Source organism: Pseudomonas sp. fls2-241-R2A-110 (genome assembly GCF_030209165.1).
In the GTDB taxonomy this organism is placed as follows: Bacteria; Pseudomonadota; Gammaproteobacteria; order Pseudomonadales; family Pseudomonadaceae; genus Aquipseudomonas.
The window spans coordinates 132,063-151,716 of the sequence record NZ_JARVSN010000036.1; the positions used below are offsets into that span (position 1 = coordinate 132,063).

The following is a 19,654-nucleotide window of genomic DNA, read 5'->3' on the forward strand; positions in this document are numbered from 1 at the left end:
CACAAACCTCAGTTCAAGACCCGTGATTCAACCGGCTCGGGTTTTCTTGCGCGCAACTGCAGCCCCAGCCCCAGAAAGAGCACCGGCACCACCATGGAGAAATGCCGTGCGAACGAGCCGAAGTCAGGCTCGAACAAGCCCTGCACCAACAAAAACGACAGTGGGATCGCAACCAGCTCTTTGACTTTCGGTTCGATGATCGAGCCCTTGAAGTGACTCGCCGTCATCATTTTGAAGATCAACAACGAGGTCATCATCATCAGCACGACAAAGATGATCTGGCCAAGGCCAGACAGCAGGATCAACTCCACCGGGAACGACAACCTGAAGAAGATGCTCATCGAATCCACGGCCTGGGAAGCGAAGTCGCCGCCGCTGAGCCACGACACGATCAATGACTTCGAGCCCTCCTCCCCCAGGGTCCGCTGTTCGTTGTTACTGGCGCGAATGGACGACACCGAATAACCGACCAGCAGTTGAATCGCGGTGGCAATCACCAGGTAGAACATGAACAACATCACGAAAAAGCTGAAGCGCGATACACGCTTCTTCATGACGCAGACACCGACCCAGACCAACGAGAACAATATCCAGTAGGGCCGAATCAGCACGCCATAGAACAGTGCAGAAAGAAAAAAGCCCGCCCGGTATCGCTTCGAAAAAGAAAAAAACAGGATGGCGATGACCGCCACCGACACGATGATTTCCTTGGTCAGGTTATCCAGAAAAAACGACCTGACCACGCCCCACAGGCACAGGGTGAGAAAGATCGTCAGCGGTATTCTTCTGAAGATAAAGATCGGAATAGACGTCAGGAACAAGTTGCACAACATGCCGTAAGCCCACGCGTTATCCAGGTTGATCCCGGTGGGACGCAACAGGTACGCGGAACATTCGTAGGAAGAGCGGTCTGGCGAAAACGGATTCCAGAAGTTGCAGTTGTCCGAGCGAACGTAGGACGTCCACAAGGTCATCGCATCAGGACCCGGATCGCGGTGCATCAACAGCGGCATCGCAATGGACAGGAAAAGACCGCAAAACAGAATCAGGAATGAAATGGACGAATCCAGTTTTCTGCCGCGAAACTCGATGGAAGGCAGGGATAACGCCATTACACAGTCCCCTTCGTCCGGGCAAACCGAGTCAGCAATGCAATGACGACCAGTTGCACCGTAATCGAAAAGACATTGCCCCACGCCGCGCCATAGATTGAATAGTGCTTGATCAACACGTAGCTGACGGGCAGCGAAATCACCAGGCAGATCGCCGCACTGGCCAATGACACCCGACTGTTCTTGGAGGCAATAAGGCCTCCCCAAACGATGTCGCCAATGGCGCGAAGCGCAAACGAAAAAATCAGGATCGCCAAAATCCTGTTGTCCGGTCGCGGGACTGCTGCATCGACATAATCCAGCAGGATGTTGAAAAAGGCATAGATCGCCACCGCCACAGCGCCGCAAACCAACAGGGAACGCAGCACCCATTGATTGAGGAACAACTGCCGAACCGTCAGCGCCTGTGGATTATTCTTGTAGCGCTTGGCGAGCACGGGAATGCCGACGACAGCAACCACCGCGTAGGACAGCGCTTGTAAAGTGTTGGCGGCGGACCAGGAATACACGTACTTGCCGAGGCTGGCGTAGGGTTCAATGTCCAGAATCAGAAAGCGCTCGGCGTATTGGCTCAACGCGATCAAACCACCGCCCAGGTAAAAAGGCAGCCCGGCTTTCCAGACGGACACCGTGGTGACGGTACTGACCTCCCGCTCCCGGTGAACGTTAACCACAATGAAGTAGCCGGCCAGGATCACCAGCACGTTGGTGACCACCCACAACCACAGCACGCTGGCGATGGAGGACACGACGCCCGTCATGAGTCCGCCCACGGCAATGAGCGCCCAGAGCCCGGTTTTTATGAAGAACAGCAACGCGCCCCAGTTGGCTTTTTGTGCGGAAAAAACAAACGAATTGATTTCGAAGGACAGATGCTCGGTGAGCAATAACAGCGTCACGCACGCGATCAACGCAGCACTCGCTTCGACATCGCCGATCAGTGAGTAAAGCGTGACTGTCGCCACCGACAACAACAGACCCACCGCCAGGTACAGGATCAGCACCTTGTCGACGACACTTCGCGAACTGCCGCCGACGCTGATCAGCCGGTTGATCTCGGAACTGAACCCGACGCTGTAAAACTTCGAGGCTATCAGTGAGGCTGCGACCACGACGCCGTAAAAGCCCAATGCGTCATAGCCCAGATAATGAGTAATGGCCAACACCAGCAAAAACTTGGCACCGAGGGCGCCGCCCCGCAGCAACAGCCGGAATATCATCGAACAATCCCTTTGATGATAGTGTCCATCTGCAGCGTTTTGGCTTCGATTTCCTTACAGGTGTCCGTGAGTCTTTTGCCGAATCGGGTCAGCGCATTCGGCGCATAAACAGTGTCGATGATGGTGTCGACGTTGATGTCCGCACCGTTGATCACCCAGTCTTCCACGCCCATGTCTTCATAGGCGCCAAAGCCTTTGCGCTCATAGCTGATATGGAACGCCGGTACGCCGGCCAGCAGCGACTCGATGGCGCCATGCAGTCTTACGGAAATGACCAGGTCGGGCTGATATTTGGCCAGCGTCGCCTTCAACGGCAGCAGGTCCTCGGTAATACCGAGTTCACGATAAAACGCTCCGTCATCGTTGCCGCGCACCGCGCTTTGCACCGCGCACACCACTTTGCTCTTGGCCCGCAATCGCTGCAGAAGAAGTTTCAGATTGGCCACGTAGCCGACTTTCTTGTCTTTGCTCCATTGCGGCGGTTTGCGTAACACCACGCAAACCACGGCCGGCGACGCTGCACAGCGAGTGAACTTGGGTTGAAGCAGGATCTTCTTGGCCAACGCCTGGACCGCCAGATCCGGCGCGCGATACACGTTTTCATGGGCCGCAAAAATGGCTGAAGAACGGTTGTCGCGGACAAACACTGCATCGGCGCTGGCGTAGTGCTCTACGATCTTGCTGCTCTGGCCATGGAACGGACCGATACTTTGCGGCAGGTAAACCGACGGCACCTTGCTCAAGATGGCTGTTTCGAGTTGCTTGGCATGCCCCAGTTTCAGCTTGATATGTTCAAAGGCACTTTTGGAGCGCATGTACCCACCGCCGACCCCGACAATCAAATCACAGGTGCTCAACAGATCAGCCAGCGCGGTGTAAGACTGGTTGAGAAACACGGCTTCCTTGACCCGGCCAAATCCTTTAGCCGCCATGACAGGCGCGTCATAGCGCTTATAGGGAAGATAACTAAATGATTGGGGGTCCGACGCAACTACGTTGATTAAAGTGTCAGGCCCGAAATTTCGCAGCACCAAGGCAATTGCCAAATCCACGAGAAGGCCATCGCCCGAGTTGGACGCACTGTAGCCATGCAGAATAGTTACGTTCATCATCTTGATTTCTACTTAATAGGTTTGAGCGGAATACACGTCGTAGGTTTGCTGAATCATCAAGGTCGCACTGAACCGCTCGCGCACTTTCTTGCGGCTTTCGGTCCCGAGTTCGAACAATTTTTGCTTTTTGATGTTCAGTAGAATGTTGGCCAGCGCCTGGTAATCGCCCGTCGAAAACAAGTAGCCGGTGATGTTGTCCGTCACCAGTTCGGGCAGCGAGGTGCAGTCACTGGCAATCACCGGCACGCCCATGGCCATGCCTTCAAGCGGCACCATGGCAAAGCCTTCCCAACGACTGGGAACAATCAAGGCATCGGCGGTTTTATACAGCTCGTTGACTTCCGCAGGCGTCACCCAAGGCAGGTATTCCACGGCATCGATGGCTGGGCACTCGACGGACTCTTCATTGACAGCACTGCCCACAACCGTAAGCCGCAAGTCTGTTCGCTCGACTTCAGCAAACGCCTTCAGCAGGACATCGAAGCCCTTCTGATAGTCGAGTCGACCCACGAACAACAGCTGAATGTCCGTGCTCTCGCCTGACTTGTTCTCTTCGCTTTTGTAATGAATACCGTTGTAGATCAGCTTCATCCGGTGCCGGTCGATACCGAACGAGGCCGCCTTATCCATTTCGTACTGGCTGACACAGATAATGACGTCGGTGACTTTCTGCAAAAGCCGCTCGACCAACGAATACACTTTCTGTTTGACCGCAGAGCTCTCCATCAAGAAAGAAAACGCATGCGGGCAGTAGATGATTTTGGGTGCGCGCCATGGACGCATGAGCAGACAGACACACCGGCCAATCACCCCGGAAAAAGTGCTGTGCAGGTGCACGACATCAGGCTTTTCCTTGAAGATCACCCGGAACAGTTGCCAGGCAAACCGCAGGAGGGAGATCACATCCCGCTTGTTCCTAGAGAAGGTTCTGATGTCTTTCTCATCAATACCGTGCAGTTCTTTTTTCTGATCGAACGGGATCAGATACACCAACTCATATTGACGAGCGTCGCCCTCGGGGGGCGTCGATATCGTACGAATGACTGTTGCCACTCCGCCTTTAATCGTTTCGGCCACGTGCAGTATTTTTTTCACAATCTACCCATCTCCATGATCGTAGTCGCAGGCGATAAAGTGCTGAGCGCGGGTATGTTTCACCCCACGCTCGGTTCAATTACCTGGCAGATAGAAATCGCGTCACGCCTTGTCAGAGGCGTATTCATAGTTGTAATAGCCATCGCTGCTATTACCGTAATAACTGGACGCCCGTTTCTCGACGCCATTGAAAATGGCGCCCTTCAACTCGATGCCGTTTTGAGCAAACCGGCGCATGGTCAGCTCGATCTCTTTGGCCGGATTAACGCCAAAGCGCGTCACGATCAGATTGATGGCCGCTTCACGTCCGACAATGGCCGCATCGGTAACAGCCAAAAGCGGCGGAGTGTCGATGATGACCACATCGTAGCGTTCGCTGAGTTCCACCATCAGCTCTCGGAAGTTGGCATGCATCAGCAGTTCCGAGGGATTAGGCGGTACTTGGCCACGACTGATGAAGTGCAGGTTTTCGACCTCGAGTTTATTGATCGCCTGGTCCAGGCTGCAGCGTTTGACCAACAGGTCCGACAAGCCATTGTTGATCGGGGTCGCCAACGTCTTGTGCAAATGACCTTTACGCATGTCGGCATCGATCAGGATGACTCGCTGCCCGCTTTGAGCCATGACAGCCGCGAGGTTAGAGGAGACAAATGTCTTGCCGACCTGAGGGCTCGGGCCAGAAATCATGATGCGGTTGTTGGTCGCGTCCAGCCCCGCAAAATGCAAACAGGTGCGCAGGCTGCGTATCGATTCGATGGACAAATCGGTGGGGTTGCGCAGCGCCAATAGAAAGCCATGATTGGGGCTACTGTCGCCCAGCCGGAGTTTCTTAGTGTCCTCTTCCTGCTGCAACGCGCTGTACGGAATAGAGGCGTAAACAGGCAGCCCAAGTTGCTCGATGGCTTCGGGCCCTTCAAGTCCGCGGCTCAGCGATTTGCGTACCAACACCAGGGCGACGCCGACAAACGCGCCCAGGAAAGTCGCAATAAGCACGATCAGGGCTTTACGTGGTTTGACCGGGGTGGTGATGTCGACATCCGCCGTATCAATGAGCCGCGCATTGCCGACCGCACCGGCCCTCACGATGTCCAGCTCCTGGGATTTGTTCAGAAGTTGGGTGTAGATCTGGGTCGCCACTTCGACATCACGGGTGAGGTTCAACAACTCTTGCTGTGTCGCCGGCAGATCCTGAACCTTCTTCTCCAGTCCACGGCGCTGGCTGTTCAAATCGCCCATCTGAGCCATCAAGGCGCGGTAAGCCGGGTGCTCGCGGGTGAATTTGCGATCAAGGTCGGCTTGCTGCAGCTTTAAATCCGAGAGGCGCGTATCCAGCACCACAATCTGCTCCAGGACAGACTTGGTCTCCAGGGAGATATTCACGGTGTTGCCGCGAGTCTGATAGCTGTTGAGCGCGTTGCTGGCTTTGACCAGATCGTCTTTGACTTGAGGAAGTTGTGCCTGCAAAAATTCCAGGCTCTGAGCCGCCTCGGCAGACGTGCGCTGCACGTTCTGCTGCACGTACAGGGTCGATATCTTGTTGAGTATCTTCACCGCCAGGGCGTAGTCGGTGCTGGCCAGGCCCAGGCTGATGATGCCCGACTCCTTACCTTGCTCGGAGACATCCAGGGCGTCCTGATAACTTTGGATGGTGACGATGCGAGGATTGCGAACCACCTCGAATTTCGTCCCCGGGTTGGCGGCCATACCCGTTACGAGCACTTCGACGCCATTCTCCGCGACGGCAACACCTGCGGCACCGCTGACCAACAAGCCACCGTTGTCATCAAACAGCTGGAATCGGTTTTGCTCACCGGCAACTAGCATCAGCTTCTTGCCCAACAACTCATCGGGCAGTTTGAGCTGTTCGATTTCAAGGCGCTCACCGCCCCAGGCATAACTGCTCATCCCAAAGCGTGCAGGTGACACCGGTTGATCAGGAGCGCTTTTATAACGACGCGCCAGAAAGCCACCTACCACGGGAAAGGTGTTGGGCGTGACCACAATATCCAGGCGCAGATCATCGACCGTTTTACCGATGACCGCGCGGGACTTTATGATGCCAATCTCGGTAGCCGCCGGCGATTGCCCACCCAGCATGCTGCTGATATCCGAGAAGCCCAGCATGTCGTTCTTTTTCGGCTCGACCTGTACCAGCGCGTTCGCCAGATACACGGGCGGCGATAACACCGAATACGCGGCACCGGTCACCATGAACGCACCGGTGATAGCACCTATTAACCATTTATGGTCAATCAATGTGCCGAGTAAACCGAGAAGATCAATCTCGTCTCTATCTTTATCCCGGGTGCTGATTACTGACGGTAACTGCATAAGGTCTATTCTTTTACCAATATTGCTAATCTGAAAATCATCCATCAACGTCCGAGGCGCTGCGCCCATGAGCAAACAGCCTCTTCAATCAATGCATGGGCATGGACAAAAGCAGCTTTTCCCTGACGATATGGATCCTTTATTTCGCGCTCACGCTGCCACTTCCCCAAAAGAAACACTTTGCCTCTGGCATGTGATGCAATATCGAGCACGCGTTTTACATGCTCTTTTTCCATGACCAGAATAAGGTCTGATTCATTAACGATGGCCGCTGTTATCTGCCGTGCTTTGAAGTTCGGCGCATCGCGCCCATGTTCTTCCAGTACCGAAAGTGCATCGGGCTCCATAGACTCGCCCACCCGCGCGCCAAGGCCCGCAGAGGTCACTGAAATTGAAGGTTCCAGCGCATTGCGCAGCAACATTTCGGCTGTGGGACTTCGGCAAATATTGCCGACGCAAACGACAAGAATTTTTTTGAACAAGGCTACTCTTCCCGTTGTAGTGTCGAATCGGCCAATGTGCAGCGGGAGTTGAGTGAACCCATAAGATCGTCCCGCAGTCAGCGCTGGATCCATCATGAAATTACAAGTGTATTAAATACCACGACCCACAAAAGACGCCCAACCAGAATAACTGGACCAAAAATAACAACAGCATGTCCGCGATTATTTATCCGACAAAAAATAACAACAGCGTGTTTTAAGCAATCGATTAATGGGATGGCTGTATTGACGAGTCGATGGTACTTTCATTCAACTAACACCGGGACGATACACTTGATTACCAGGAAACCTGCCAATGACCTTGACGCGCTTTCGATTGATGACAACTTCCGTGCTCTTTCTATGCGCCGCCAGTCCTGCTTACGCCGGGCAGCCATTTGCAGTGCTGGCGAAAGACGACAAGACAATAGGCGTTCAAGTCAAAATCCAGAACTTCACCGCTAACGATGCTCAACAGATCAAAGCCTCGGGATTTGGGTTCGTGCGCTTTGGCGTATGGACCAACAGCTTGGGCACCCCGTCGTATCAACAGCAGATCAGCGAAGCCTTCGCCGCCGCCAAAACCGCTGATCTGCCGGTATTGATGACCGTGCGCTCAACCAAACCCTTGACCAGTACGACAAACAGCAGTGACAGTGATCTCGCCGCGGCAGGTGAGGCATTCGCCCGCTCGGTCATCAGCCTGGACAACGCATACCGCACCCAGCTTGTCGCCATCGAAATATGGAATGAACCGGACTTGCCGAAGTATTGGCCGACTCAAGACTTCGAAGTAACGTTTGTGCCCTTCATGAACGCCGTGTGCAACGGGCTGCAAAAACGCGACACTTCAACCCCGCTGATCGGCTTTGGATTTGCAAAGGCACCTGCCCAGGGCTCCAAGGCTACCGTCGCACTGAACAAAATCATCAATGACCACCCGCAGTGCCTGAGCGCGGTGTCCTATCACCCCTACGGCATGTCGAGCGCGCAAATCAGCGATGCTCAAGCCTTCATACTCGATAACTTTCATCTGCCGGGTGTCATCAGCGAATGGGGCGTGCCATCGCTCAGCTCCATCGGCGGTACCACCGGGCAAGCCTCGCGAATCAGCCAGTTCATCAGCGACACCCAAAAACTGAACATACCGCTGACATCCATCTACGAATGGAAAAACAGCGATTCTGGAGGCAATGATCGCGAGAGAAGTTTTGGGATCTTGTCATCGGACGGGACTTCAAAACCTGCGGGAACGGCGGTCAAGTCGCTATTAAAATCACACTAGCCAATCTATGCCCCTTCTATTGGAGAGGGGCTTCTTTGTCCAACTGCGAATAACGCTCGATGTCCATCGCCAGCGATGCCTCCACCAGCGCATCAAACAGAACGATTTGCGCTTGGAAACGCGGGGCTTGCTTGAGCGTCTGCGCGTCGTTCATTTGCTCGATCAACACATGGGAGACCTGGATGGATGTGCTGGATTCCACGCGCTTCAGCCAGAAGGGAATGTGGGCTGCGCCTTTGATGCTCGCCATCTCCAGCAAACCCTGCATATTGTCCGGGTGGTGTTTCCTGGAAACCTCCATCAACGCCTCAAAAACGTCGGTCAGTTTTCTCAAGACATAACCCAGAATAAGGTGATCGACGACCTCCACACTGACGCACGCTTGTTGCTCCTGTGAAGCCATGTTCCGATCCACTGCGTCCATTTATCAGCAGCACATTACACGGCATCCGCACCTCTCTATTTGACATCTTATAACGTCTGTACCTGACCCTTTTTAACCGCGACAGAGGCTCAAATTCAGGCATGGAAGTGGACGCACCGGCGTTGACCGAGCGATGCCAACGGTCAATCGCTTTGAACCTGTGTCGTGTTTTGGCATCGTATTATCACTACCGTGCCCCGCCTTTCAAACATCCGTTTTCCGGTTGTTGCCGCCGGGACCCATCGATACATACATGCGCCCTTGAGTGGCTGTCAGCGCTCGGGTAATGTCATTAGACCCATAGGACAGAGCACGCCCATGACTTCCAAGCTGGAACAACTCAAACAAATGACTACCGTGGTTGCCGACACCGGCGACTTCGAAGCTATCGCTCGCGTTAAACCCGTGGACGCTACCACCAACCCTTCCCTGCTGCTCAAAGCCGCGGCCATTTCCGGTTATGCCGAGTTGCTGAACGCCTGCGTTCACGACTGCAAAGGTGATGTGGGCCTGGCCAGCGACCGTTTTGGCGTTGCCGTCGGCCAGGAAATCCTGAAGGTCATACCGGGTCGCATTTCCACCGAAGTGGATGCTCGCTTGTCGTTCGACACTGACGCCGTATTGAAGCGCGCGCACCGTCTGATCGAGTTGTATGACAAAGCCGGCATTGGCCGCGACCGCGTGCTGATCAAGATCGCTTCCACTTGGGAAGGCATCCGCGCTGCCGAGATCCTGGAAAAAGAAGGCATCCAGACCAACCTGACGCTGTTGTTCTCGTTTGCCCAGGCTGCCGCGTGTGCCGATGCAGGCGTGTTCCTGATTTCGCCCTTTGTCGGTCGTATCTACGACTGGTACAAGAAAGCCAACGGCAACGACTACACCGGCGCGGATGATCCGGGCGTGCAGTCGGTAACGCGCATCTACAACTACTACAAGGCCAACGACTACAAGACCGTGGTCATGGGCGCCAGCTTCCGCAACCTCAATCAGATCGAGCAGTTGGCCGGGTGCGATCGCCTGACCATCAGCCCGGATCTGCTGGAGAAACTGGCGGCCGACACCGGCAAGCTGGAGCGCAAACTGGCGCCGGGTCATGCCGGTGAAGCGCGCTTGAACTTGAACGAAGCGCAGTTCCGCTGGTTGTCCAACGAAGATGCGATGGCGACCGAGAAGTTGGCTGAAGGTATTCGTCAGTTCGCTCGCGACCAGGAAAAACTCGAAGCATTGCTGCAAGCCAAGCTCTGATCCAGCAAGGCAAACGCAAAAAGGGCGAACCTTGACGGGTTCGCCCTTTTTTATGCGTTGATTTTGGGTCTGTCGCGCAGCCTTGGGGGAGCTTGCTCCCTCACCAGACGTCAGTGGCGCTCGAGCGCGTTCACCAGGTCATGGAACGCTTCACGATTGGAGTCGTTCAGTCCCATGAGGATCTTGTGCGCTTCCAGCACTTTGATTCGCACCACTTCTTCGGACTGGTCCTGATCCGGCAAGTCGGTCAGGCACTCAGGGCACGGAATCGGACGGTCAACAATGTTGAACACTTGCTCGAAGCCCATGGACTCCAGCAGACGCGTGATGTCTTCGTGGGTGGTGACGACGGTCGGCAGCAGGCCGACCTTTTGCCGCGACAGGATCGACAATTTGGCCAGCAGGCCAAGGGTGGTGCTGTCGATGCTGCGGGTTTCGGTCAGGTCGATCACGATCGCGTTGAAGTTCAACGCCGTGAAGATCCGATCAATAGTCGCATCCAACGCCGAACACAGGGTCAGGCGAACTTCACCGACGAACTTCAGGACAAAGGTGCCGTCCTGCTCGGCGAACTGGATTCTACCGGTACTCATTAAAGATTCCTGCTCAACACCAACAGGGCGATATCATCCGGCATCTCCCCTAGCGTGGCCAATCCAAAAACCTGCCGCAGACCATCCAGGCTGCCGCCCGCTGCCTTGACCCGTTGGGGCAAAGCCGCTTCTTTTTCTTTGAGTGTCGGTTCTGGCAAAAGGTCCAAAATGCCATCGGACATCAGCGTCAGGCTGAACGTCGGCGGCAGTTCCAGTACGTGGTCTTCGTAGGTAGCTTCATTGAAGAGGCCCACCGGCAGGCCACGCCCTTCCAGATAACGAACACTGTCTGGCGTGTACAACACTGGCAACGGCAAATGACCACCGATGCTATAGGTCAACAAACCTGTCTCCTCGTCGATGACTCCACCGACCATTGTGACGTGTTTACCCAGCTTACAACTGATCAGGCCCCGGTTGATATGACCAAGAACCTCTGAAGGCTTGAATTCCGGCAATGTACCGCTGCGCTTGGACTCGAACAGCAAGCGCGTGGTCATGAATTTCAGCAGCACAGTGACGAAGGCTGAAGAGGCGCCATGACCGGAAACGTCCGCCAGGTAGAAGGCTACCCGACGCTCGTCGACCCGAAAGTAGTCAACGAAATCACCCGACAGGTACAGCGACGGGATGATCTGGTGAGCAAACTGGAACTCATCGATGGTCCAGGGGCTGACCGGCAGCATATTCATCTGCACCTGGCGACCGGCGTTCTGGTCTTCCTGGAGCAGGTTCAGGCTGGCGGCGAGCTCACGGTTGGCTTTTTCCAGCTTCTCGCGGTAACGCTGGTTTTCCACCAGCAAGCGTGCGCGATCCAGGGCTCGGCGCACAGAGTGCTCGAGCACAGCCAGATCTTCGAGAGGCTTGATCAGGTAATCCGCCGCGCCCAGGCGCAAGGCCTCGACCGCGTCGTTCATCACCCCGGCGCCCGACACCACGATCACCGGGGTTTGCGGTGACCGCTCGGTGACCTGACGAATGAGTTCGAGACCGCCCATCTGTGGCATGCGCAGATCGCAGATGACCAAATCGGGCTTGTCTTGCTCGAATACCTGAAGACCCTGCTGGCCGTTACTGGCCTGCAGGACACTGAAACCACTGTCTTCCAAGTAGGCCGCGAGGCTCGCGCGCACTACTTCGTCATCATCGATTATCAGCAGCGTGGCACTGGTTTTTGGCATGTGGGCAAACGGCGCCAGAATTAGGTTGGCGTAGCAGGCGGGGCTGTCGCCCGGCTCACACTACTGGATTCGCTTTCTAGCCTCTCTGTCGCACCATTTTCGAGCATCCGCCCTACTCACAGGTCCACCAGAGGTGCCCTTCTAAGGCGCAGACGGTACTCCCATCCGCGGGGCGTTTCAAGCTCACGCCGATGGTCGCTTGACGACTTTACTTGTCAAATCACCGGGAGTTATAAGAACAGGCAAATCCGTAACCCAATGGAAGGATGGAGCCCATGCGTAAAACCGATCGGGACTACAGCGAAAAGCGCGATTTCATCCGCATGCGGGTCGATGCCGATGTGTCGCTGATTCATGAAGGCGATGAGGTGCCAGCCGTCTGCATCGACCTTTCCAGCAGCGGCATGCAGGTCGAGGCGCCGCGTTTGTTCAAGGTCGGAGACCGGCTCAGCGTGCGTATCGATTCCGATCATGCGGCGCTCAAAGGGCTTGAGGCCGACACTGAGGTGGTGTGGGTGAAGGAACAGGACGGGGGCAGTCAGAAACTCGGGCTTACAATCTTGAAGATGAAATAACCCCCAAACGTAAAGAAGGCGGCCAATTGGCCGCCTTCTTCGTTTTACCGGTCGAGATCAAAAATCGTCTACGACCTTGCCGTCTTTGACTTTGAATTCGCGGTTCTGCAAATACGCATTGCGAATGAAGGTGTATTTGTCGCCGGTGATCAACTTCTCGCTCGACAGCAGACTGGCGCGGGTGTCGACAATGTTCAGACCGAAGACCGAGTTACGCACAGGCACATCGTTGATGTACGGGTATGGGCCGGTGTAGTTGTCGACGACCTTCGATGGTGCATCACGCAACGTGCTTGGACCCAACAGCGGCAGCATTACGTATGGACCGCTGCCCACGCCCCAATACCCCAGGGTCTGGCCGAAGTCTTCGTCGCTGCGATTGAGGCCCATTTTGGTGCCCACATCGAAGAAGCCCAGCAGGCCAAAGGTGGTGTTGAAGATCAGGCGAGCCGTGTCGACGCCGGCGGCGGCTGGTTTGGCCTGCAAAATGTTGTTGGCAAGGTTGGTGACATCACCCACGTTGCGGAACATGTTGTGGATGCCGTCTTCCAGAAACCGTGGCGTCACGAACTCATAGCCCTGCGCGATGGGCTTGAGTGCGTACGTATCGACGAAATCGTTGAACTGGTAGATCGGACGGTTGACGCTTTCCCAAGGGTCTTCTTCCGTAGCAGCCTGGGCAACAAACGGAACCAGCATTACGCTGGCACACACACAAAACTGAGCTAGCTGATTGCTCCAGCGCATAGAAAAACTCCTTGGATTGTACTGGCACGGGCGCATGAGCCCAGGCGTTAAGCTGGTCAGTATAAGACGTAAACACCGATTTAGGCAGCCTCACCGTGACAGGCTAAAGTTGATTCCTCTGGATCGAGAGCGGTTCACCGCCCTGTCACGCAACTGTAATGGACGACACCTAGCCTTGTAGCTATTTCAGGGACGTTGATATGCCGCACGCCAACACCTTGCCTCTCGCTGTACCCAGCCTGACCGCCGTGTTGTTCGGCCTCAGCGGTTGCCTGGTGGATTTCGGTGCCCGGACGCGCCACGGCAACCCCGCCGCCGAGCATGCCGAGACCACGCCCGGCGCGCTGGAAAGCCTGCGCAGCTTGCAGCGTCAGCAGATTCCGTGTGCCTGGCTCGACGAATTGCCCCCCGCCCTCTCCCACTCGCTGGCCGCTGCCCTGCCTTCCTGGATCAAATCTTCGCAACACCTCGCAACGCACGCTCCCTGGCCAGCACCGAACGCTTGCTGGCAAGCGCTGATGGCGTTGAACGTCGGGCAGCTGGACGGCTGCGTGCTGGTCAGTGGCGAACCTCGCTTGTTGCAGTCAGGCCTGAATGCCGGGTTGTGGACCATCGGCCTGGCCTCCTGCGGCTCGCTCTGCGGTCTGGCACCCACTGAATGGCTCGCCTTGAGCCCGAAGGAGCGCGAACACCTGCGCGGCCAGGCGACGATGCAACTGTTCAGCCTCGGCGTGCACTCGGTGATCGATCACCTGGGCGAACTCGACACCTGCCTGGCGGATATCAGCCTGCGTCGGCTCAAGGGCGAAAAGCCCTGACAGAGATCATGCAGGTTGCGCGCGAGTGGATTAATCTAAAGGTCAGCCATAGACCTTTGGCGTGCTGCTGCGGTCTATGCCAGTGCCTATCGATAAAAGGAAGAACGCCATGCCTGCCCGCGAACTGCAAGAACAGCTCAACACTCTGCGCGAGCAACTGGAACAGAATCCACCGCTAACGGAAGCCGAGCGCGCCGACCTGCACGCGCTGATGCAGCAGATCGAACTCGAACTTGAGCTCGAAACCAAAACCCAGGACTCCAGCCTCGCCGATGGTGTGAACCTGGCCGTCGAACGCTTCGAACTCGAACACCCCGTCATTGCCGGCACCTTGCGCAGCATCGCGCAAACCCTGGGTAATATCGGAATCTGAATCCCGCAGATGCAAAAAAGCCCCGCTATCGCTAGCGGGGCTTTTTAATGTCTTCGATTTGAAATGCAATCCCTGTGTTTACTGGCGCACCAACCGATGGTTCGGCAGTTGCACGTCTTCAGTACTGCGATACGGGTTGATGTCCAACCCACCGCGCCGCACGTACCGCGCATACACGGTCAATTTCTCGGGTTTCAGCAAGCGCTGCAGGTCGAGGAAAATCCGCTCCACGCACTGCTCATGGAAGTCCGAGTGCTGGCGGAAGCTCACGATGTATTCCAGCAGACTCGCGTGATCCAGCGCCGCGCCACGGTACTCCACCGCCACGCTGCCCCAGTCCGGCTGACTGGTCACCGGGCAATTGGATTTGAGCAGATGACTGTGCACGCTCTCTTGCACAATGCGCGATGGATCGCAGCGCAGCAGCTCGGGGCGCGGGTGCTCGTAATTGCTGACGCTGATCTCCAGATCGTCAATGCACTCGCCCGGCAGCGCCACGACACCTTCGGCTTCAACCTCCTTGAGGCTGCGAATACGCACGCCCACCGGTTTGCCGGCAGCCGCCGACAGGTCTTTCACCAAGGTGGCTTCAAGGGTGGCGGTATCGGCGAACGGCGTCTGGTTCAAGGAGTTCAGGTACAGCTTGAATGACTTCGATTCGATGATGTTCGGCGAATCTGCCGGAATGCTGAATTCACCGATCGCCACCACGGGTTTACCGGACGGCAGCAGCCAGGACAGCTCGAAGCAGTTCCAGAAATCCACGCCCTTATACGGCAGGGTTTCAGCGGTCAGGCCCAGCTCCGCCCATTTCGCGGTGCGCGGGATCGGAAACAGCAAAGACGGCGTGTAAGTGGCGATGTATTCGCTGGATTTGCCCAGCGGCGAGTGTTCGGCTGCGGGATGCATGGCGGAAACCTGACTGAAGAATCAGCGGATTCTACCAGCCTTTGCTCCCGCCTTTGAGTGCTTACTGACTGACAGTCACCTTGCCGACCATACCGGCCTGATAGTGACCTGGAATATTGCAGGCAAATTCCAGGTTGGTGGCCTTGGTGAAGGTCCAGGTCAGCTCGGCTGTTTTGCCCGGTTCGACGAGGACGCTATTGGGATCGTCGTGTTTCATCATGCCATGGTCCATGCCCGCCATCGAGCCGTGGTCCATTTCCTTCATGCCGGTCGGCGTGAGCATGCCGCTCTGCTGCATCTTCAACATTTCCTGCTGGTGCCTGGCATGCATCGCTGCATCGCCGAGGTTGAATTCGTGCAACAGCTGGCCTTTGTTCACCAAGACAAAACGCACCGTCTCACCGGCCTTGATATCGATGGCCTTGGGGGTGAAAGACATGTCGCCCATTATCACCTCGACACTGCGGGTCGCCTTGGACGCCGGGGCCGGTTCACCGAAATCGTAGGTCGACGCAGGCGAGGCCCATACCGGCGAGCTCAGCGCCAGCAAACAAGCGGCCAGCAGCAGCGGTTTGCGCAAAAACATAGTCGTACTCCAACAAGATAAGGTTCAGCCTGTGGAAAACTCTAAACTGCTACCACTGCCCGCAAGCTGACAGCCAGATTACAACTTTGTCAGGTTGACCTGTACTAACGCTGCCCACGGTATAAAGCGTTCGTTCCACTTGCCTTGAGTTGCCCATGAAACTGCTGATTGTCGAAGACCAACCGAAAACCGGCCACTACCTGCGCCAAGGCCTGACCGAGGCCGGGTTCAACACGGAACTGGTGGCCGACGGCAACACCGGACAGCAATTGGCGTTGAGCGGCGACTACGCGCTGTTGATTCTCGACGTGATGCTGCCCGGGCGCGATGGCTGGCAGATTCTGCAAGCCGTGCGCGGTGCCGGTCTCGATACACCGGTACTTTTCCTGACCGCGCGAGACGCGGTGGAGGACAGGGTCCACGGCCTCGAACTGGGTGCCGACGACTATCTGGTCAAGCCTTTCGCCTTCTCCGAGTTGCTGGCCCGGGTCCGCAGCCTGCTGCGCCGTGGCAGCGCTTCGCCTCAGGAAACCAGCCTGCAACTGGCCGACTTGCGCCTCGACCTGATCCGGCGCCGGGTAGAGCGCAACGGTCAGCGCATCGACTTGACCGCCAAAGAGTTCGCCCTGCTGGAAATGCTCCTGCGACGCCAGGGCGAAGTGCTGCCCAAATCGCTGATCGCCTCTCAGGTCTGGGACATGAATTTCGACAGCGACACCAATGTCATCGAAGTCGCGATCCGTCGTTTGCGCCTGAAGATCGACGATGAATTCCCCAACAAGCTGATTCACACCGTGCGCGGCATGGGTTACGTCCTTGAAGAGCGCCCTGCCTGATGCGCCGTCTTTCTTTAAGCAGTCGCCTCGCGCTGTTGTTTGCCGCATGCACCGCCGTGGTTTCATTGTTCGCCGGGGTGTTGTTCAGTCGCGCCAGCGAGGCGCACTTCGTTGAACTGGACCAGCAGTTGCTGGATGGCAAACTGATTGGTCTGCGCCGGGCGCTTCACGACATTCAATCGAGTGAAAGTGAAATCAGGCTGGCCGATGAATTGAGCCGACAAGCCGATCTGTCGCTGCGGATCACGGGCAGCGACGGCAAGCGCTGGTACGACAGCTCGACAGGTTTGCCCGAGGATTTGCCGCATCAGCCGGGATTGTCGACGGTCAGCGACGAAGGCACGGACTATCGCGTATTGAATGCCCCGCTGTATCTCGACAAGCCCGACTCGCCACAACTGACCCTGCTGTTGGACATCACCCATCACCAACATTTTTTACAGCGCATGCAGCGCCTGATCTGGCTGACCGTGGGGTTGTCGGCGCTGGCCACGGCGTTGCTCGGTGCATGGGCGGCGCGTAGTGGGTTGCGGCCGTTGCGCAGGATGAGTGCGATTGCCAGCGGCGTTTCGGCGCAGTCGCTGAATGCCCGGCTACCCGAAGAGAATATGCCCTCAGAACTCACGGATCTGGCCCACAGTTTTAACGCCATGCTCGGACGCCTTGACGACTCCTTTCAACGGCTCTCGGCGTTTTCCGCTGACATCGCCCACGAACTGCGCACCCCGCTGTCGAACTTGCTGACCCACACCCAGGTCACCCTCACCCGCCCGCGCCCCCTGGAGGATTACCGCGAAGCGTTGCACAGCAACCTCGAAGAGCTGCAATGGATGGCGCAACTGGTCAACGACATGCTGTACCTGGCCAAGGCTGACCATGGATTGCTGACGCCCAATCGAGAGCCATTGGAGTTGGCGGAGGAAGTGGATGTGCTGCTGGAGTACTTTGCGCCGCTGGCCGAAGACGCTCATGTGGCGCTGAGTCGCGAAGGAAGCGCGCGCATGGAGGGAGACCGAAACATGTTGCGTCGGGCACTTTCCAACCTGCTGGATAACGCGTTGCGCTTCACCCCCGCCGATGGCGAGATTCGGGTGCTGATTGCCGATCAGCTCAACGGTTTGAGCCTGACGATCGAGAACAGCGGAGATGGTATTGACCAGGCGTTGCTGCCGCGCTTGTTCGATCGCTTCTACCGCGCTGATCCGGCGCGCCAGGAAGGCAGTAGCGAACATGCGGGATTGGGGCTGGCGATCACCCAGTCAATCATCCGTGCCCATGGCGGGCAGATTCATTGTGAATCGGATGAGGGATGGACGCGGTTTGTGATTGAGTTGCCGAAGGGGGATTGAGACCAGCAGGCCTGGCCTCTTCGCGGGCAAGCCCGCTCCCACAAGGTCCGGAGTCGTTCACAAGTTTGTGGCTCTTCTCGTTCACTGTGGGAGCGGGCTTGCCCGCGATAAGGTCTGACAGATTACGAATACCGCAACGCCGTAGCCGGCTCGACTTTCGCCGCCCGCCACGCCGGATAAACCGTCGCCAAAAAGCTCATGATGAAACCGGCGGAGCAGATTAACAACACATCCCCGCCCTGCAGTTCCGAAGGCAGGTTGCTGACGAAATACACATCCGAACTGAAGATGTGCTGCCCACTCACCCTCTCCATCCAGCCCACCAGTTCACTGACGTTCAGCGCCGCAATCACACCCAGCACGCCGCCAATCAAGGTGCCGACAATCCCGATGACCGTGCCCTGCACCATGAAGATCGCCATGATCTCCCGGGGTGTGGCGCCGATGGTGCGCAGGATCGCGATGTCCGCGCCCTTGTCGTTCACCACCATGATCAGGGTTGCAATGATGTTGAACGCGGCCACGGCAACGATCATCAACAACAGCAGGCCGATCATGGTTTTTTCCATCTTCATCGCACTGAACAGGCTGCCTTGGGTGTGGGTCCAGTCATCTGCCTTGTAAGCAGTGCCCAGTGCGCCGGCAATATCGCTGGAGACCTTCGGTGCGGCGTACAAATCCTTCACCGCCAGGCGCACGCTCTGCACCTGATTCGGCTGCCAATGCTGCATCTGCGCGGCATCGGCCATGTGGATCAACGCCATCGACCCGTCCAGTTCGGCGCCCACCTTGAACACGCCGACCACGTTCAGCCGCTGCATGCGCGGGGTGATCCCACCCGGCGCGGTGCTGACTTCCGGCACGATCAAGGTGATTTTATCGCCGACATTCAAGCGGAAACGCCGCGCGGTGATCTCGCCGATCACCACGCCGAATTCACCCGGCTTCAAGGCCTCGAGACTGCCCTGCACGATGTGCTTGGCAACAATCGACACCTTGCCTTCCAGCGCCGGATCGACGCCGCTGACCTGAATGGGCTGCATCGTGCCCTTATAGGAGAGCATGCCTTCCATTTCAGTGAACGGCACGGCGGCAGTGACTTCCGGGTTTTTCATCGCGGCGGCGGCCACTGGCTGCCAATCGTCAATCGGATTGACGCCGACGATGGTCGCGTGCGGCACCATGCCGAGGATGCGTGAGCTCATTTCGCGCTGGAAGCCGTTCATTACCGACAGCACCACGATCATCGCCAGCACGCCAAGGGCGAGGCCGATCATCGAGGTCATCGAGATGAAGGAAACGAAGCGATTGCGGCGCTTGGCGCGGGTATAGCGCATGCCGATAAAGATCGATAACGGTCTGAACATTCGCTGGGGCACCG

General features: G+C 56.7%; 20 protein-coding genes. 7 read left to right on the forward strand and 13 right to left on the reverse strand.

The window, feature by feature from the left end; all coding sequences use genetic code 11:
• Positions 1 to 8 precede the first annotated feature (8 nt).
• The 6 genes from QRN31_RS27155 to QRN31_RS27180 form a co-directional block, all read right to left on the reverse strand.
• Positions 9 to 1,112 carry a hypothetical protein gene (locus QRN31_RS27155; RefSeq protein WP_285435721.1) on the reverse strand — a complete coding sequence of 368 codons (1,104 nt, stop codon included), beginning with the start codon at positions 1,110 to 1,112 and terminating at the stop codon, positions 9 to 11.
• The gene (locus tag QRN31_RS27160) at positions 1,112 to 2,332 is read right to left on the reverse strand and encodes an MATE family efflux transporter (protein WP_285435723.1); all 1,221 of its coding nucleotides are present in this window, start codon (positions 2,330 to 2,332) and stop codon (positions 1,112 to 1,114) included. The genes QRN31_RS27155 and QRN31_RS27160 overlap by 1 nt, the downstream gene beginning before the upstream one ends.
• Positions 2,329 to 3,441, reverse strand: coding sequence for a polysaccharide pyruvyl transferase family protein (locus QRN31_RS27165; RefSeq protein ID WP_285435806.1), 1,113 nt, complete (start codon positions 3,439 to 3,441; stop codon positions 2,329 to 2,331). Before QRN31_RS27165 ends, QRN31_RS27160 begins: the two co-directional genes overlap by 4 nt.
• Before the next feature lie 15 nt (positions 3,442 to 3,456).
• Positions 3,457 to 4,539, reverse strand: a complete 1,083-nt coding sequence (locus QRN31_RS27170; protein WP_350310397.1) for a glycosyltransferase — start codon at positions 4,537 to 4,539, stop codon at positions 3,457 to 3,459.
• Positions 4,540 to 4,641: 102 nt separating this feature from the next.
• The gene (locus tag QRN31_RS27175; protein ID WP_285435726.1) at positions 4,642 to 6,870 is read right to left on the reverse strand and encodes a polysaccharide biosynthesis tyrosine autokinase; all 2,229 of its coding nucleotides are present in this window, start codon (positions 6,868 to 6,870) and stop codon (positions 4,642 to 4,644) included.
• Between the two features lie 44 nt (positions 6,871 to 6,914).
• On the reverse strand, positions 6,915 to 7,352 hold the full coding sequence (locus QRN31_RS27180; RefSeq protein WP_285435728.1) for a low molecular weight protein-tyrosine-phosphatase: 438 nt from the start codon (positions 7,350 to 7,352) through the stop codon (positions 6,915 to 6,917).
• 316 nt (positions 7,353 to 7,668) lie between these two features.
• On the opposite strand from QRN31_RS27180, the gene QRN31_RS27185 reads away from it, so the two are divergent.
• On the forward strand, positions 7,669 to 8,637 hold the full coding sequence (locus QRN31_RS27185; protein WP_285435730.1) for a glycosyl hydrolase family 5: 969 nt from the start codon (positions 7,669 to 7,671) through the stop codon (positions 8,635 to 8,637).
• A gap of 16 nt (positions 8,638 to 8,653) precedes the next feature.
• Here QRN31_RS27185 and QRN31_RS27190 read toward each other — a convergent pair whose 3' ends face one another.
• Positions 8,654 to 9,061 (reverse strand): hypothetical protein, encoded by a 408-nt coding sequence (locus QRN31_RS27190; protein ID WP_285435732.1) that lies wholly within the window; start codon positions 9,059 to 9,061, stop codon positions 8,654 to 8,656.
• Between the two features lie 318 nt (positions 9,062 to 9,379).
• Between QRN31_RS27190 and tal the strand changes: the two genes are divergently transcribed.
• Positions 9,380 to 10,306 (forward strand): transaldolase, encoded by a 927-nt coding sequence (tal, locus tag QRN31_RS27195; RefSeq protein ID WP_285435733.1) that lies wholly within the window; start codon positions 9,380 to 9,382, stop codon positions 10,304 to 10,306.
• A gap of 110 nt (positions 10,307 to 10,416) precedes the next feature.
• Here tal and rssC read toward each other — a convergent pair whose 3' ends face one another.
• Together rssC and rssB are read right to left on the reverse strand one after the other, a co-directional pair.
• The gene (rssC, locus tag QRN31_RS27200; RefSeq protein ID WP_090182139.1) at positions 10,417 to 10,899 is read right to left on the reverse strand and encodes an anti-sigma factor antagonist RssC; all 483 of its coding nucleotides are present in this window, start codon (positions 10,897 to 10,899) and stop codon (positions 10,417 to 10,419) included.
• A complete protein-coding gene (gene rssB, locus QRN31_RS27205) occupies positions 10,899 to 12,080 on the reverse strand; it encodes a two-component system response regulator RssB (protein WP_090182138.1) in 1,182 nt (393 codons plus the stop codon). Before rssB ends, rssC begins: the two co-directional genes overlap by 1 nt.
• A 275-nt stretch (positions 12,081 to 12,355) precedes the next feature.
• Here rssB and QRN31_RS27210 point away from each other — a divergent pair, with 275 nt between their 5' ends.
• Entirely contained in the window at positions 12,356 to 12,655 is a 300-nt protein-coding gene (locus tag QRN31_RS27210) for a PilZ domain-containing protein (RefSeq protein WP_285435734.1), read from the forward strand.
• Between the two features lie 57 nt (positions 12,656 to 12,712).
• On the opposite strand, the gene QRN31_RS27215 is transcribed toward QRN31_RS27210, so the two are convergent.
• Positions 12,713 to 13,402: an MlaA family lipoprotein gene (locus QRN31_RS27215; protein WP_285435735.1), complete on the reverse strand. Its 690-nt coding sequence runs from the start codon at positions 13,400 to 13,402 to the stop codon at positions 12,713 to 12,715.
• Positions 13,403 to 13,602: 200 nt separating this feature from the next.
• Between QRN31_RS27215 and pcrP the strand changes: the two genes are divergently transcribed.
• Complete coding sequence (gene pcrP, locus QRN31_RS27220; protein WP_285435737.1) at positions 13,603 to 14,220, forward strand: HAD superfamily inactivated hydrolase PcrP; 618 nt, start codon at positions 13,603 to 13,605, stop codon at positions 14,218 to 14,220.
• 109 nt (positions 14,221 to 14,329) lie between these two features.
• Entirely contained in the window at positions 14,330 to 14,593 is a 264-nt protein-coding gene (locus QRN31_RS27225; protein ID WP_285435739.1) for a DUF4404 family protein, read from the forward strand.
• Positions 14,594 to 14,671: 78 nt separating this feature from the next.
• Here the strand turns inward: QRN31_RS27225 and queF are convergent, their stop codons facing one another.
• Complete coding sequence (gene queF, locus QRN31_RS27230; RefSeq protein ID WP_285435740.1) at positions 14,672 to 15,502, reverse strand: NADPH-dependent 7-cyano-7-deazaguanine reductase QueF; 831 nt, start codon at positions 15,500 to 15,502, stop codon at positions 14,672 to 14,674.
• A gap of 61 nt (positions 15,503 to 15,563) precedes the next feature.
• On the reverse strand, positions 15,564 to 16,088 hold the full coding sequence (gene copI, locus QRN31_RS27235; protein ID WP_285435742.1) for a copper-resistant cuproprotein CopI: 525 nt from the start codon (positions 16,086 to 16,088) through the stop codon (positions 15,564 to 15,566).
• 155 nt (positions 16,089 to 16,243) lie between these two features.
• Here copI and QRN31_RS27240 point away from each other — a divergent pair, with 155 nt between their 5' ends.
• Entirely contained in the window at positions 16,244 to 16,924 is a 681-nt protein-coding gene (locus tag QRN31_RS27240; protein ID WP_285435744.1) for a heavy metal response regulator transcription factor, read from the forward strand.
• Positions 16,924 to 18,273 carry a heavy metal sensor histidine kinase gene (locus tag QRN31_RS27245; RefSeq protein ID WP_285435745.1) on the forward strand — a complete coding sequence of 450 codons (1,350 nt, stop codon included), beginning with the start codon at positions 16,924 to 16,926 and terminating at the stop codon, positions 18,271 to 18,273. The genes QRN31_RS27240 and QRN31_RS27245 overlap by 1 nt, the downstream gene beginning before the upstream one ends.
• A gap of 122 nt (positions 18,274 to 18,395) precedes the next feature.
• Here QRN31_RS27245 and QRN31_RS27250 read toward each other — a convergent pair whose 3' ends face one another.
• Complete coding sequence (locus QRN31_RS27250; protein WP_285435746.1) at positions 18,396 to 19,640, reverse strand: lipoprotein-releasing ABC transporter permease subunit; 1,245 nt, start codon at positions 19,638 to 19,640, stop codon at positions 18,396 to 18,398.
• Positions 19,641 to 19,654 lie beyond the last annotated feature (14 nt).

What these genes read in the sequence shown, in the direction of transcription:
- QRN31_RS27240 (WP_285435744.1), top strand. Translation starts at nt 16,244, where the DNA reads ATGAAACTGCTGATTGTCGAAGACCAACCGAAAACCGGCCACTACCTG.
- QRN31_RS27210 (WP_285435734.1), top strand. Translation starts at nt 12,356, where the DNA reads ATGCGTAAAACCGATCGGGACTACAGCGAAAAGCGCGATTTCATCCGC.
- rssB (WP_090182138.1), bottom strand. Translation starts at nt 12,080, where the DNA reads ATGCCAAAAACCAGTGCCACGCTGCTGATAATCGATGATGACGAAGTA.
- QRN31_RS27155 (WP_285435721.1), bottom strand. Translation starts at nt 1,112, where the DNA reads ATGGCGTTATCCCTGCCTTCCATCGAGTTTCGCGGCAGAAAACTGGAT.
- copI (WP_285435742.1), bottom strand. Translation starts at nt 16,088, where the DNA reads ATGTTTTTGCGCAAACCGCTGCTGCTGGCCGCTTGTTTGCTGGCGCTG.
- QRN31_RS27190 (WP_285435732.1), bottom strand. Translation starts at nt 9,061, where the DNA reads ATGGACGCAGTGGATCGGAACATGGCTTCACAGGAGCAACAAGCGTGC.
- QRN31_RS27245 (WP_285435745.1), top strand. Translation starts at nt 16,924, where the DNA reads ATGCGCCGTCTTTCTTTAAGCAGTCGCCTCGCGCTGTTGTTTGCCGCA.
- QRN31_RS27250 (WP_285435746.1), bottom strand. Translation starts at nt 19,640, where the DNA reads ATGTTCAGACCGTTATCGATCTTTATCGGCATGCGCTATACCCGCGCC.
- QRN31_RS27185 (WP_285435730.1), top strand. Translation starts at nt 7,669, where the DNA reads ATGACCTTGACGCGCTTTCGATTGATGACAACTTCCGTGCTCTTTCTA.
- QRN31_RS27160 (WP_285435723.1), bottom strand. Translation starts at nt 2,332, where the DNA reads ATGATATTCCGGCTGTTGCTGCGGGGCGGCGCCCTCGGTGCCAAGTTT.
- QRN31_RS27215 (WP_285435735.1), bottom strand. Translation starts at nt 13,402, where the DNA reads ATGCGCTGGAGCAATCAGCTAGCTCAGTTTTGTGTGTGTGCCAGCGTA.
- rssC (WP_090182139.1), bottom strand. Translation starts at nt 10,899, where the DNA reads ATGAGTACCGGTAGAATCCAGTTCGCCGAGCAGGACGGCACCTTTGTC.
- QRN31_RS27225 (WP_285435739.1), top strand. Translation starts at nt 14,330, where the DNA reads ATGCCTGCCCGCGAACTGCAAGAACAGCTCAACACTCTGCGCGAGCAA.
- queF (WP_285435740.1), bottom strand. Translation starts at nt 15,502, where the DNA reads ATGCATCCCGCAGCCGAACACTCGCCGCTGGGCAAATCCAGCGAATAC.
- QRN31_RS27165 (WP_285435806.1), bottom strand. Translation starts at nt 3,441, where the DNA reads ATGAACGTAACTATTCTGCATGGCTACAGTGCGTCCAACTCGGGCGAT.
- pcrP (WP_285435737.1), top strand. Translation starts at nt 13,603, where the DNA reads ATGCCGCACGCCAACACCTTGCCTCTCGCTGTACCCAGCCTGACCGCC.
- QRN31_RS27175 (WP_285435726.1), bottom strand. Translation starts at nt 6,870, where the DNA reads ATGCAGTTACCGTCAGTAATCAGCACCCGGGATAAAGATAGAGACGAG.
- tal (WP_285435733.1), top strand. Translation starts at nt 9,380, where the DNA reads ATGACTTCCAAGCTGGAACAACTCAAACAAATGACTACCGTGGTTGCC.